The organism is Leifsonia araucanica (assembly GCF_051161895.1).
In the GTDB taxonomy this organism is placed as follows: Bacteria; Actinomycetota; Actinomycetes; order Actinomycetales; family Microbacteriaceae; genus Leifsonia.
Window position 1 is genome coordinate 2,676,634 of the sequence record NZ_JBMBTW010000002.1, and the last position, 12,575, is coordinate 2,689,208.

A 12,575-nucleotide genomic window follows, 5' to 3' on the forward strand; every position below is an offset into this window, starting at 1 on the left:
GTCAGCCGGGGAGGTGCTGCCCGACCGTGTCCTCGCTCATGACCACCATGCCGCCGGTGCGCTGCGAGGTGTGCATGAGCGCTTCGAGCCACTGGGTGTTGATCGCGGGCGGGCGGCTGCCGCTGAACTGGAACGACAGCGGCACCTCACGGCTGATCCAGATCGAGACGCGGCCGGAGCCCTGCTCGACAGGCACGTCCCAGTTGAGGAGAAAGCTCTCGTGCCGACGAAGCTTCGCCACGATGGCGAGTTTGACGTGGCTCAACACGCGATCGTCGAGGTCGTACTCCTGCCCGGAGCCGTAGACCAGTTTTCCCATACAGGTATTCTCCACTATTCAACCCCGTGAAGACTGTCTGGCGCAGGGGGATTGACCCGGGTGCCGTATTCCGTTATGGACGGATGCGCGCTCCCGGTCGGGGGCTGGTACTTCGCTCTGGACGACATAGAGTGGGGCCCATATGGCAGATCACCCGTCTCCCGCCCTCTCCGACCACCCTGAGCCCGTCGTCGTCGTGGGCGACACCCACACGAGCAACCCGACCCTGCGGCGCGACGACGTCGTGCTGCGCAAAGGCGTGCTCACCCTCGTCTCCGGGCCGTTCACCCCGCGCGAATCGATGGTCGAAGACCTGCTGGCCGTGCGGGATGCACTGGATGCGGCCGGCATCGAGCACCTGCTGGTGCGCGGCGACGACGACAGGCGCGTCATCGCCGTCGATCGTCGACGCCGCAAGGAGATCACGGCGGCGCTCGCGACCGCGTTCGCGAACGAGCCGTTCTACGCCAGCCCGGTCGACGTGGACGGCGCGCCGACGCTGATCGCCGACGGCAGGCTGTCCAGGAGGAAGGCGCACGTCCTGCGCCTGTTCCGCCCGCGGCTGGAACCGATCGGACGGCTCCGCTACGGAGCGGAGACGGCCATGCAGCTGGAGTTCTGGCGGTTCGGCGACGAGGACATCGAAGCCCCGCGGCCGAACGCGCTGATGCGCACGCGCCTCCCGCGCAACGAGGCGATCGAGGAATCGGTGACCATCTACGGGCGCACCTGGCGCACGCTGGAGCACATGTTCGACCCGCTGGCGAGCGACATCGCCTTCGACATCGACATCGTGTTCTCCTGGGTGGACGGGTCGAGCGCGGAGTTCCAGCGGAAGCGCGCGGCGCAGCAGGCGGCGTACGTGGTCGGCGACGGCGACGACAACGAGGCCCGCTACCGCCAGATCGACGAGCTGAAGTACGCGATGCGGAGCGTGCACATGTTCGCGCCGTGGGTGCGCAACATCTACATCGCGACCGACTCCCCTCTGCCCTCCTGGCTCGCACCGCACCCGAACGTGCACATCATGCGCAGCGAGGACTTCTTCGTCGACACGTCGACGCTGCCGACGCACAACTCGCACGCGGTGGAGAGCCAGCTGCACCACATCCCGGGCATCGCGGAGCACTTCCTGTACTCGAACGACGACATGTTCATCGGGCGCCCGATCTCGCCGGACATCTTCTTCTCGCCCGGCGGCGTGACCAAGTTCGTGGAGGCGGGAACGAGGATCGGACTCGGCGAGAGCGACCCGGCGCGCAGCGGCTTCGAGAACGCGGCGCGCGTCAACCGCCGCCTGCTCTGGGAGCGCTTCGGCGCCGTCACCACCCGGCACCTCGAACACTGCGCCGCGCCGCTCAGGGTCAGCGTGCTCAACGAGATGGAGCGCGAGTTCCCCGACGACTTCGCCAGGACGGCGGCGAGCCCCTTCCGCTCGGCCACCGACATCTCGGTGACCAATTCGCTCTACCACTACTACTCGCTGATGACCGGGCGGGCCGTCGTGCAGACGCAGGCCCGCGTCCAGTACATCGAGACGACCTTGCACGAGGCCGAAGAGAAGATGCGCAGGCTGCTGAAGCGCCGCGACCAGGACATGTTCTGCCTCAACGACGGCTCCAAACCGGAGATCGGCGTGGAGGAGCGCACGAGGATCGTGACCGAGTTCCTGGAGAGGTACTTCCCGTTCCCCGCTCCGTGGGAGCGCGTGGAAGGGTAGACGGGCCGGGGACGGCGCGCGCCCGCGTTGGCAGGGAGGGCGCGCGCCGTTCGGCCGCCGCTCAGCCCTGACGGGCCCCGCGACGGTTCGGTCGCTCGATGACGGCCGCGTCCACGAAGGTGCGCGCGACGCACCGGCCGTCGGCCTCGAGCCACAGGTGCAGCCGTGCAGCGCCGGGCGGCGGCGGCACGGTGACGGTGACCGGCTCTGTCACCGCGAACGGTGCGGCGGAGACGTCCGCGCGCGCATCCGGTGCTTCATCGGCGGTGGGCAGCGGCGAACCGGCTGCCGACCAGGCGGCGTGCAGGATGCCGTCGACCGGGGTGTCCCCGTGGTGCGAGACCCGCACATCCACGCGCAGCGGGCTCGTGGGGATCGGGATGTCCGCCCCGGCCCTCTGCGGCACGATGTCGACGACGAGGACGGTCTCGGCGTTGCTGTCCGCCGGGTTCAGCCCTCCCCAGTCCTTCCTGCGCCGATCGGCGTCGAGCAGTCCTGCCATCTCGTGCTCCACATCCGTGAGCTCGGTGTACACGTAGCCGGCGAAACGGTCGTGGCGGCGGATCTCCTGCGTCTGCCAGCGCACGTGCCAGGCCCGCTCCAGACTGGTGAACCCCGCCCCGAACTCGCTGTTCAGGATGGGCACCCCCGTGCGCGGGAAGTCGGCGGAGCCGTAGAAGGACTTGTCGACGACGAAGTCGGGACCGAGCTTCACCTCGAACGACTCCTTCTCTCCGGAGGCGAGGGCAGCGACGTTCGCCGCCCACGCCGCAGGGTCCTCGTCGTAGTAGTGCCAGTCCACCAGGTCGCTGCGCACGTGCGCCCAGCCCGAGTTCTCGACGATGGGACGCGAGTCGTCCAGGGCGCGCATCGTGTCGTACGCGTGCACGGCGGCCTCCGCACGCTCCTGGCTGCCCGGGATGTCCCAGTCGAGCCCCCACTCCTCGTTGTAGAGACCCCAGACGACGATCGACGGGTGGTTGCCGTCGCGGCGCACCAGCTCGGGGAGCTGCTCCTCGAACGCGGCCGCGGCGTCCGGGGTGAACCGGCTGGGGCAGGCGGGCTCCGCCCAGACCAGCATCCCCATCCGGTCAGCCGCGTGCAACCAGCGCGGCTCCTCGAACTTGAGGTGCTTGCGCACCAGGTTGAAGCCCAGCTCCTCCGCGAGGTCGAGATCCCGGACCAGGGAGGCGTCATCCGGGGCGGTGAGGCCGGAATCCGGCCAGTAGCCCTGATCGAGAACGCCCCGGAGGTACAGCCGACGGCCGTTGAGGAACAGCTGCTCGCCGCGCACCTCCATGCTGCGCAGACCGGCCGTCGCCACGACGCGGTCGGCGGCCTCCCCGTCGCCCACGCGGAACTCGATGGCGTAGAGGTGCGGGTCGGCCGGACTCCACAGCCGGGGCGCATCCACAGTCACGGTGCCGTCGAACCGGCCGTCCGCGTCGGCCGCGATGGTCGTCTCGCGGCCGTCGACGGTCACGACGACCGCAGCGCCGGCCGGGGCGTCGCCGACCACCCGGCCGGAGACGGCGAATCCGGTGAGCGAGTCACCGCGAACCGCCGCGGACTCCACGTAGCTGCGGCCGCGCGCCTCCAGCCAGACCGACTGCCAGATGCCGGACGTCGGCGTGAAGGAGACCCCGTCGTAGTCGTCGCGCGGGATGGAGCGCTGCTTGCCGTGCGGGATCTCCCGCTTGTCGGCCGGCGCATCCACCTCCACCACCAGCTCGACGGGCTCCCCCGGCGTCACGAGCTCGGTCACGTCGAACTCGAACGAGGTGTATCCGCCGGTGTGGACCCCGACGACCACTCCGCCGAGCAGCACTCTGGCCACGTGGTGCACGGCGCCGAAGCTCAGGATCACCCGGCGGCCGTCCCACGCGGGCGGCACGGTGACGGAGCGGCGGTACACCGCGCGTTCCAGCCAGGTGCGGCGCACACCGGATGCTGCCGTCTCCCAGGCGAACGGCACGACGATCGTGGTGGGCTCCCCGCCCTCCGGCTCGAACCCCCAGTCGCCGTTGAGGGTGAGCCAGCGCTCTGACCTGTCGAAGTCGGGCCGCGGATACTCGGGCTTCGGGACGGACATGGATGTGATGCCTTTCGTTCGTTCGGCGCGCATGAGGTCAGCCTTTGACGCTGCCGGCGAGGATGCCGTTGATGAAGTGCTTCTGCAGCACGATGAACAGGATGAGCAAGGGGATGAGGGCGACGGAGCTGGCGGCCAGCAGCTCCCCCGTGACCGTCGCGTAGTCTGCGCCCACCTTGTTGCCGGAGATGTTCTGGGCGAGGGTGGACAGCACCACTTGCAGCGTGGCCATCTTGCTGGAGCTCGCGACAACGACCGGCCAGACGAAGTCGTTGTAGATGTTCATGATGGTGAGCACGGCGAGGCCCGCGAGACCGGGCCGGATGACCGGGACGACGATCCGCCAGAAGATGCCGAACTCACCGCAGCCGTCGACCCTGGCCGCGTCGAGCAGCTCGTCCGGCACGGCGGAGATGACCTGGCGCATCCAGAAGATGGCGAAGGCGTCGACGGAACCGGGGAGGATCAGCGCCTGGTAGGTGTTGACCCAGCCGAGCTCCTTCATCTCCAGCAGCAGCGGGATGATGAGCACGATGGTCGGCAGCATCAGCGTGAGCAGCACGGTCCCGAAGATGAGGTTCTTGCCCCGGAAGTCGTACTTGGCGAACGCATACCCGGCCAGCGGGGCGCAGAACAGGGTGATCGCCCCCTTGAACACCAGCACGATGCCGGTGTTCACGAATCCGGATGCGATCGGAACGTCCTGGAACATCCCGCGGAAGTTGTCGAGCGTGAACGTGGTCGGGTCGAAGCCCAACGGGTCGCGGATGATGTCGCCCGCCGGCTTGAACGCCGAGAGGACGGCCCAGACCACCGGCGAAAGGAACGCGACGGTGAGGATCATCAGGAACACGTTCGACCCGATGAGCGGCCGGCGATGGATGCGGGTCTCTGCTGTGGTGGTCACGGTTCAGTCCTTCGCCCGCAGGAGTCTCACGAACCCGAGCGACAGCGCCATGACGACGATGACGAGCAGGAACGAGTTGGCCGCGCCCGTGCCGAGGTCGGCGCGCGTGATGTGGTTGTAGAGGAACAGTCCCGCCGTGGTGGTGGAGCCGTACGGCCCTCCCTTGGTGACCACGAACGGCTCGGCGAACATCTGGAACACGGCGAGCGTCTGCAGCACGACGGCGAACATGATCGTGCGCCGCAGCAGCGGGACCGTGATGCTCCAGACCTGCCGCACCCGGCCGGCCCCGTCGATCGACGCGGCCTCGTAGATGTTCGCGTCGATCGACTGCAGGCCGGAGAGCAGGATGATGATGATGAACCCGCTGGTCTTCCAGAGGAAGAGCAGTGCCAGCGTCGGCTTGGCCCACTGGCTGGTCACCAGCCAGCCGACGTCCGGGAGCCCGATGAGGTTGAGCACCCCGTTGACCGCCCCGTAGTTCTGGTCGAAGAGCACGATCCAGATCTGCGCGACCGCGACGAGCGGGGTCACGAACGGGACGATGAACGCCACCCGGTAGAAGCCACGCAGCCGCAGCTTCGCGTTGTCCAGCAGCACGGCCACCACGACGCACAGCACGATCTGGATGGGCACGATCAGCAGCCAGAGGATGCCGGAGTTCGCCAGCGACGACCAGAAGGCGCTGCTGCCGAGGAGGTAGGCGTAGTTGCCGAGGCCGACCCATTCCGCCGCTCCCGCTCCGTGCCAGTTCGTGAAGCTCAGTCGCAACGTGAACACGAGCGGATAGATGCTGAACGCGAGGAAGATCGCGACGAACGGCAGCACGAACAGGTAGGGCGCGAACGCTCTGCGGAACGCGTATCCCCTGCTCCCCCTCGCCGCGCGGGGCGGAGAGGGGGGCGCGGTCTGCGCGGCGGTCGTTGTGGTCACGGGTGTTCCTCGGTTCGGCGGTCGGGTCGGCCTGGCAGCGCTACTGGCGGTCGATCAGGTTGGTCTGGATGTCCTTCGAGGACTGTTCGATGACCTGATCGGGCGTGAGCGAGCCGTCCAGCATCTTCTGGATGTCGTTGCCCAGGTAGTCGACGGCTCCGGCCCACCAGGTCGGCAACGGTGCGCCGCCCGGGATCTCCTTGCCTGCTTCGATCGCGGTCGACCAGAGATCCTGGTTGCCCATCGCCTCGATCGGCTTGAACAGCGGCTTGTCCGGGTTCGCGGCGGGCTGGTACGCGGGGATGGACGTGTTCAGGCCGCCAGGGTAGACGTCGTTCGGGCCGTAGACCGCGGTGTATCCGGCCTCGTCGTACATCAGGAACTTGTAGAAGAGCCAGGCCAGCTGCGAGTTCTTGCCCTCCTTCGGGAGCACGAACGACGATCCGCCCATCGCGCCGCTGCGTGCGCCGCCGTCCTTCCACGCCGGGAGCGGCATCGCGCGCCAGTCGCCCTTCGTGGCCGTGAGCTGCTGCTGCGGCGCGAAGTCGAACCAGATCGACCACGGGTAGAAGACCTCGTCACCGGAGTCGAGCGCTCCGATGTCGCTCGGGCTGAGGTATTCGGCGCGGGTGCCGACGCCCTGCTTCTGCACCTCGTCGAGCCAGCCGAGGATCTGCTTGTACTCCGGGGAGTCGAGCCGCAGCTTCCCGTCGGCGTCCGCCAGGCTCGTGCCCAGCTGGCTGGCGTACATCTCGAGCTGCAGCTGCCCGAGGAAGGCGCTCTGCTCGAGGTGGATGGGCTTGGACCCCGGCTTGTACGCCTGGTACTTCTTGCCGGCGGCGAGGAGGTCGTCGTAGGTCTTGATCGAGTCCGGGTCGATCCCGGCGGCGGCCACGGCCTTCGCGTTGTAGAACAGCAGCCCGGGATCGAGGTCGAACGGGACGCCGTAGATGCCGCCCTTGACCGTGTTGACGTCGACCTTCTGCTGCGCGATGTCCTTGGTGTACGGGGCGAGCACATCCTTGAGGTTCCAGAGGTACTCGGCGTAGCCGCCGACCTTCGCGTCGTCGAGGAAGACGCCGTCCGGCACGTCGGTGCCGGTGATGAGGGTGTTCTGCAGCTTGGCGTCGATGTCGACGGCCTCGTGCTTGACCGTGATGTCCGGGTAGACCTTGTTGAAGTCGGCGATGGCCGCATCGAAGACCTTGAACAGGTCGCCGGAGCGATCCCAGATGGTGATCTCGCCCTTCGGGGACTTGTCGGTCGGCGCTTTCAGCACCGTGCTCGATGTCGTGGGGTCGGCCGAGCCGATCTCCGGTCCGCAGCCGGACAGGCCGACGGCGATGAGACCGGCTGCTCCGATGGCGACGATCCGCGTGATCGCGGCCTTCCGCCGTCGCGGGGTTGTGAGCTTCATGACACTCCTTCGTGCGGTCGTTTGCCAACGTATGCAAAACCGTACCCGATGTTTGCTATCGTTGCAAACGTCGGTTGGTCGAGAGGAGAGAGCATGGCGGCAACGCTCCGGGATGTGGCAGAGCACGCGAACGTGTCCGTGCGCACCGTCTCCAACGTGGTGAGTGGATACGAGCACGTGAGCTCGAAGATGCGCGCGCGCGTCGAACAGGCCATCGACGAGCTCGGCTACCGGCCCAACCCCGTCGCCCGCACCCTGCGCACCGGCCGCACGGGCCTGCTCGCCCTGGTCGTCCCCGAGATCGACGTGCCGTACTTCAGCGAGCTCGCGCGCGATGTCATCACCGCGGCGGCCGAGGTCGGCTATCAGGTGATGATCGACCAGACCGGCCACGATCACGAGCGCGAACAGGACCTCCTCCGCGGAACAGACCGCAACATGCTCTTCGACGGGATGCTCTTCGCCCCGCTCGCCACGGAATCCGAGCTCAGCGGCGTCACCGAGTCCCAGACCATGCCGCTCGTGCTCCTGGGCGAGCACACCTTCGACGGCCGGTTCGATCACGTCGCCATCGACAACGTGCAGGCCGCAGCAGACGCGACCGACCACCTGATCGCCATCGGCCGCACCCGCATCGCCGCCATCGGCGCGCAGCCGAAAGAGCACTACACCACCCCGCTGCAGCGCACAGAGGGGTACACCACGGCCCTCGAACGCGCCGACCTCGGCCCGGAGCCGTCCCTCATCCGGTCGGCCGACCACTACAGCCGCGCCGACGGATACGCCGCGGCGTCGTCGCTGCTCACCGAGTCCCCTCGGCCGGATGCGATCTTCTGCTACTCCGACCTGCTCGCGATGGGCGCGGCCCGCGCCGTGTTCGACGCCGGACTGCAGGTGCCGGACGACGTCGCCATCATCGGCATCGACGACATCGAGGAGGGCCGGTACGCGCGCCCGTCCCTCAGCACCGTCTCACTGGACACGCCGTTCATCGCCGAACAGGCGATCGCACGCATCGCCGCCAGGATCGACGACCCCACCCTGCCTGCTCAGGAGATCGTCGCTCCGCACCTGTTGCTGCCGCGCGAGAGCACAGGGGCGGCGTCCGTCACGCCATGACGTCCGTCACGCCATGACGTCCGTCACGCCATGACCTGGATCGGGGTGGTGGGCGACGGGTCGTGCCTGCCGCCCGCATCCACTCGCCGGGGCGGGATGCGGATGCCGTCGGCGGCGAGGCGGCGGGCGCTCTCGTCCGGGTCGATGTAGTCGAGCGCCGGGGAGGCGCCGAGCGGCACCACGGAGTGCAGCACCGTCGTCGGGTACACGTGCACGAGGTTGAAGGCGCGGAAGCCGTCACGGCCGCGGGTACCTCCGACCGGCACGGTGAGGTCTTGCGTGTAGCAGCTGGCCGACGCGACAGAGACCGGGATGCCCGCGAAGGTCGCCATCGACGAGTAGTGCAGGTGACCGGCCAGGATGCTGCGGACGTCGCTGCCGTCGAGCACCTCGGCAAGGCCGGACTGGTCGCGCAGCTCGACGGACACGGCCAGGTCGAGCACGCTCGGGACCGGCGGGTGGTGCATGGCCAGGATCGTGCCCTCCGGTGCGGGCGAGGCGAGCTCGGCGGCGAGCCAGTCGAGCTGCGCATCCGTGACTTCGCCGTAGTGGTGGCCAGGCACGCTCGAGTCGAGGGCGATCACCCGGAGGCCGCCGAACCAGAACACGTCGTCGATCGGCTCGGCAGCGGGGAGCTCGTCGCGCAGCCCGAAGCGGAACGCGTCGCGCTCGTCGTGGTTGCCCATCACCCAGACCACGCGGGCGCCGAGGCGCTCCGCGACCGGGTCGACGATCGCGCGGACCTCCGCGTACGCATCCGGCTGTCCCCTGTCGGCGATGTCGCCCGTGAACACGATGGCCTCCGGCCTGCCGCCGGACGCTTCGAGGTCGGCCAGGAGGCTGCGGAGGTGGTGCGCGCTGTCGACGGAGCCGTAAAGCTTCTCACCTCCCGCCAGGAGGTGAGTGTCGCTGATGTGCACGAGGAAGTGGTCCGGCCGCGGGTATTCCGCGATTCGCGTCTTCACACGCCCATCCCACCACCGCAGTCTGAACGCTCCGTGAACGAACGCGGCGCGCCGCGACCCCCGCGCGACTTTCGCCCAGTGTGCGGCAAAAGTTGACGACCGCCGGGCGGAACTGGCTAGGCTGGATGCGTTCGCGCGCAACGAATACAGGCAGGGAGGCCTACTGCAATGCCCCAACCCCTCACCGTCGCCGCGATCGGCTTCTGGCATGTGCATGCCGGAGACTACGCGAAAGCCGCGCAACAGCATCCGGACACCAGACTCGTCGCCGTCTGGGACGACGACGAAGAACGCGGCCGCGCCGCAGCGGAAGCCTTCGGGGTGGAGTTCGTCCCCGACCTCGACGAGCTGCTCGCCCGCGACACTCTGGATGCGGTGACCATCACCACCTCCACCGACCAGCACCACGACGTGATCCTGCGCTCCATCGCTGCAGGCAAGCACGTCTTCACCGAGAAGGTGCTCGCGCCCACGGCCGACGAGGCGGAGGACATCGTCGCCGCAGCGGCGTCCGCTGGCGTGGCGCTCGTCGTCTCGCTGCCCCGCCTCTACGACGGGTACACGCAGGCGTTCCAGCAGTTCATCGACTCGGGCGCGCTCGGAACGCTGACGTACTCGCGCGTGCGGCTCGCGCACGACGGCTGGGTGGCCGGCTGGCTGCCCGACCGGTTCGGCAACCCGGAGGAGGCGATCGGCGGCGCGCTGACCGACCTCGGCTGCCACCCGGCCTACCTGACGCGGCTGTTCCACCGGGCCGAACCGCTCGCGGTCAGCGCTGTGTACGGCTCGGTCACCGGGCATCCGGTGGAGGACAACGCCGTCGTGACGGCGGAGTTCCCCGGCGGAGCACTCGGCGTGTTCGAGGCGAGCGTCGCCTCTGCACCCGGCCAGTTCACGATCGAACTGCGCGGCACGGAAGGCGTGGCCGTCTACGGCTTCGGCGGCCCGACGCTGCTGGTCGGCGGGGGCGAGCACGGCGACGAGTGGCGCGAGCTGCCGATCCCGGATGCGCTCGACGGCGCGTTCGCGGAATGGGTCGACCGCATCCACTCCGGCACGACGGCCGACGCGAACCTGGACCACGCGCTGGCGCTCACCAGGATGGTCGTCGCGGCGAACGCGTCGGCGGCGAGCGGCGTTGCGGTGCCGGTCGCGGCTGCGCGCGCGGTCGTGTAGCCGGGCCCGTTCCTTCGTCGGCGCGTCGGGCGCTGGCGCGTCGCGCGCTCACGCTGCGGGCGCTCGCGCTCCGGGCGCTCGCGCGTCGCGCATCCACTGGTCGCCGGGCAGTCCAGCGACCCCTTCTCCTTCGCTTCACTCACCAGAAAGACACTCATGACTTCCAGCAATGCATCCACCGTCCGCATCGGCCTGATCGGGGCGGGCGGCATCGCCGGCGCCCACGTCGCCGGGTACGCCCTCAACCCGGACACGATCACATTCTCCGCAGTCGCAGATCCCGTGCGCGCCTCCGCCGAGGCTCGCGCAGGCGACACCGGCGCCGTCATCTACGCCGACTACCGCGACATGCTCGCCGAGGCCGACATCGACGCCGTCGACATCTGCCTGCCGCACCACCTGCACAAGGGCGCGATCGTCGCGGCCGCCCGCGCCGGCAAGCACATCCTGTGCGAGAAGCCGCTCTGCCTCACGCCGGAGGAGGCCCGAGAGGTCTCCGCGGCCGTCGAAGAGGCGGGGGTGACGCTGATGTGCGCCCACAACCAGTTGTTCCTGCCCGCGGTGGCGGCGGCGAAGGAGCTGATCGAGTCCGGCACGCTCGGCACCGTCTACGAGGTGCGCACGACCGACAGCTTCTACAACGACTTCGACCCGTCCACGATGGGCTGGCGTGCCAACGCGGCCACGAGCGGCGGCGGCGAACTGATCGACACCGGATACCACCCCAGCTACCTGCTGCTGCACCTCGCGGGCGGCTCGCCGGTGGAGGTGACGGCGATGCTCGCCACCCACCGCCTCACCTTCATGGAGGGCGAGGACTCGGCCACGGTGGTGGTGCGGTTCGACAACGGCGTGATCGGCACGGTCGTGACCAGCTGGGCGTACGACGCCGCCGACAGTACGGAGCGCTTCTCGGCGGTCGGCTCGCTCGGCAGCCTGACCAGCGACGGCACCACCCTCAGCTACCGCCTGCGCGGCAGCGAGCCGGTGATCCTCGACCTGGAGCCCGTCGACCAGTTCGGCGAGGAGCTCGGGCACTTCGCGCGCAGCATCCTCGACGGCACCCGCCCCATCCACACCCAGAAGGAGGGCATCGAGGTGCTCGGCATCATCCTGGGCGCGTACGACTCCGCGCGCACCCGCGCGGTCGCCGCCGTCCCCAGCCTCGCCGCGGTGTAGGGCCGGCGTCGCTGGCGAGATGCCAGTAACTGCGGCGCATCCCGGGCGTTTCGCGACAGTTACTGGCATCTCGCCGTGGGTAGCGTGGGGGGATGGATGCGTTTCCGCGGCGGGTCGAGGCTGGGGCGAGCGGCGTGGTGCTGCGAAGGCTCGAGGCGGCGGACTGGCGGATCGAGCTGGAGCTGGCCCGGGTGCCGGATGTGCCCGTCTGGACGATGTACGCGGCCGACATGACGGAGGAGCAGGCGAAGGAGCGCGCCACGCGGAACGTGGCCAGCGCGGACGCGGGGTCGGGCATCCGGTACGTGGTCGAGGAGCGCGGGGTGCCGGTCGGCACCGCCGGCTTCGGCCGCGGCGAGGACGGGTTCGAGGTGTTCTACGCGCTCACGCCCGAAGGCCGGGGCCGCGGGGTGGTGACGGCCTCGGTGAACGCGCTGGTCGCGTGGCTCGACGCCCAGGGCGTGCCCGAGGTCCGGCTGAGCACCCTCGACGGCAATGCTGCAAGCGAGGCCGTCGCGACCCGCTGCGGTTTCGTGCCGACACGCTCTGGCACCCACGTCGACGGCCGCCCCCTCACGGTCTGGCGGCGTCTGGCCGCGAGACACCAGTAACTGCGGCGCATCCCGGGCGTTTCGCGACAGTTACTGGCATCTCGGGGTGGAGTCAACCCGGTGGTGGGGATGGGCGGGGTGCGTACTGTGCTCGGAGGCGTCGTCCGAACGCCGCACTCCGCCGCCCCGTGGCTTTC

11 protein-coding genes are annotated in these 12,575 nt (G+C 69.2%); 5 read left to right on the forward strand and 6 right to left on the reverse strand.

Translation table 11 applies throughout. From position 1 onward, the window contains the following. Window position 1 precedes the first annotated feature (1 nt). The gene (locus ACN6M5_RS12880; RefSeq protein WP_085367319.1) at window positions 2–319 is read right to left on the reverse strand and encodes a DUF7882 family protein; all 318 of its coding nucleotides are present in this window, start codon (window positions 317–319) and stop codon (window positions 2–4) included. Between the two features lie 142 nt (window positions 320–461). On the opposite strand from ACN6M5_RS12880, the gene ACN6M5_RS12885 reads away from it, so the two are divergent. Continuing rightward, window positions 462–2,039, forward strand: a complete 1,578-nt coding sequence (locus ACN6M5_RS12885) for a stealth family protein (protein ID WP_085367320.1) — start codon at window positions 462–464, stop codon at window positions 2,037–2,039. Window positions 2,040–2,100: 61 nt separating this feature from the next. Here the strand turns inward: ACN6M5_RS12885 and ACN6M5_RS12890 are convergent, their stop codons facing one another. From ACN6M5_RS12890 to ACN6M5_RS12905, 4 genes are read right to left on the reverse strand one after another with little or no spacing between them, the layout of a single operon-like run. Further along, entirely contained in the window at window positions 2,101–4,131 is a 2,031-nt protein-coding gene (locus tag ACN6M5_RS12890) for a glycoside hydrolase family 2 protein (RefSeq protein ID WP_434950421.1), read from the reverse strand. A 37-nt stretch (window positions 4,132–4,168) separates the two neighbouring features. Next, window positions 4,169–5,038, reverse strand: a complete 870-nt coding sequence (locus ACN6M5_RS12895; protein WP_434950423.1) for a carbohydrate ABC transporter permease — start codon at window positions 5,036–5,038, stop codon at window positions 4,169–4,171. Window positions 5,039–5,041: 3 nt separating this feature from the next. After that, window positions 5,042–5,971, reverse strand: coding sequence for a carbohydrate ABC transporter permease (locus tag ACN6M5_RS12900; protein ID WP_085367322.1), 930 nt, complete (start codon window positions 5,969–5,971; stop codon window positions 5,042–5,044). Window positions 5,972–6,011: 40 nt separating this feature from the next. Then, entirely contained in the window at window positions 6,012–7,388 is a 1,377-nt protein-coding gene (locus tag ACN6M5_RS12905; protein ID WP_434950426.1) for an ABC transporter substrate-binding protein, read from the reverse strand. A 93-nt stretch (window positions 7,389–7,481) separates the two neighbouring features. Here ACN6M5_RS12905 and ACN6M5_RS12910 point away from each other — a divergent pair, with 93 nt between their 5' ends. Then, a complete protein-coding gene (locus ACN6M5_RS12910) occupies window positions 7,482–8,507 on the forward strand; it encodes a LacI family DNA-binding transcriptional regulator (protein WP_434950428.1) in 1,026 nt (341 codons plus the stop codon). A 23-nt stretch (window positions 8,508–8,530) separates the two neighbouring features. Here the strand turns inward: ACN6M5_RS12910 and ACN6M5_RS12915 are convergent, their stop codons facing one another. Continuing rightward, complete coding sequence (locus tag ACN6M5_RS12915; RefSeq protein ID WP_434950430.1) at window positions 8,531–9,472, reverse strand: phosphodiesterase; 942 nt, start codon at window positions 9,470–9,472, stop codon at window positions 8,531–8,533. Between the two features lie 168 nt (window positions 9,473–9,640). Between ACN6M5_RS12915 and ACN6M5_RS12920 the strand changes: the two genes are divergently transcribed. The 3 genes from ACN6M5_RS12920 to ACN6M5_RS12930 all read left to right on the forward strand — a co-directional run bounded on the left by ACN6M5_RS12920 (window position 9,641) and on the right by ACN6M5_RS12930 (window position 12,438). Next, on the forward strand, window positions 9,641–10,648 hold the full coding sequence (locus tag ACN6M5_RS12920) for a Gfo/Idh/MocA family protein (protein ID WP_434950432.1): 1,008 nt from the start codon (window positions 9,641–9,643) through the stop codon (window positions 10,646–10,648). Window positions 10,649–10,804: 156 nt separating this feature from the next. Continuing rightward, window positions 10,805–11,827, forward strand: a complete 1,023-nt coding sequence (locus ACN6M5_RS12925; RefSeq protein ID WP_434950434.1) for a Gfo/Idh/MocA family protein — start codon at window positions 10,805–10,807, stop codon at window positions 11,825–11,827. 92 nt (window positions 11,828–11,919) lie between these two features. Continuing rightward, entirely contained in the window at window positions 11,920–12,438 is a 519-nt protein-coding gene (locus tag ACN6M5_RS12930) for a GNAT family N-acetyltransferase (RefSeq protein ID WP_434950436.1), read from the forward strand. Window positions 12,439–12,575 lie beyond the last annotated feature (137 nt).

Coding starts and splice junctions, on each gene's coding strand:
- ACN6M5_RS12880 (WP_085367319.1), bottom strand. CDS start 319: ATGGGAAAACTGGTCTACGGCTCCGGGCAGGAGTACGACCTCGACGAT.
- ACN6M5_RS12885 (WP_085367320.1), top strand. CDS start 462: ATGGCAGATCACCCGTCTCCCGCCCTCTCCGACCACCCTGAGCCCGTC.
- ACN6M5_RS12890 (WP_434950421.1), bottom strand. CDS start 4,131: ATGTCCGTCCCGAAGCCCGAGTATCCGCGGCCCGACTTCGACAGGTCA.
- ACN6M5_RS12905 (WP_434950426.1), bottom strand. CDS start 7,388: ATGAAGCTCACAACCCCGCGACGGCGGAAGGCCGCGATCACGCGGATC.
- ACN6M5_RS12910 (WP_434950428.1), top strand. CDS start 7,482: ATGGCGGCAACGCTCCGGGATGTGGCAGAGCACGCGAACGTGTCCGTG.
- ACN6M5_RS12920 (WP_434950432.1), top strand. CDS start 9,641: ATGCCCCAACCCCTCACCGTCGCCGCGATCGGCTTCTGGCATGTGCAT.
- ACN6M5_RS12925 (WP_434950434.1), top strand. CDS start 10,805: ATGACTTCCAGCAATGCATCCACCGTCCGCATCGGCCTGATCGGGGCG.
- ACN6M5_RS12930 (WP_434950436.1), top strand. CDS start 11,920: ATGGATGCGTTTCCGCGGCGGGTCGAGGCTGGGGCGAGCGGCGTGGTG.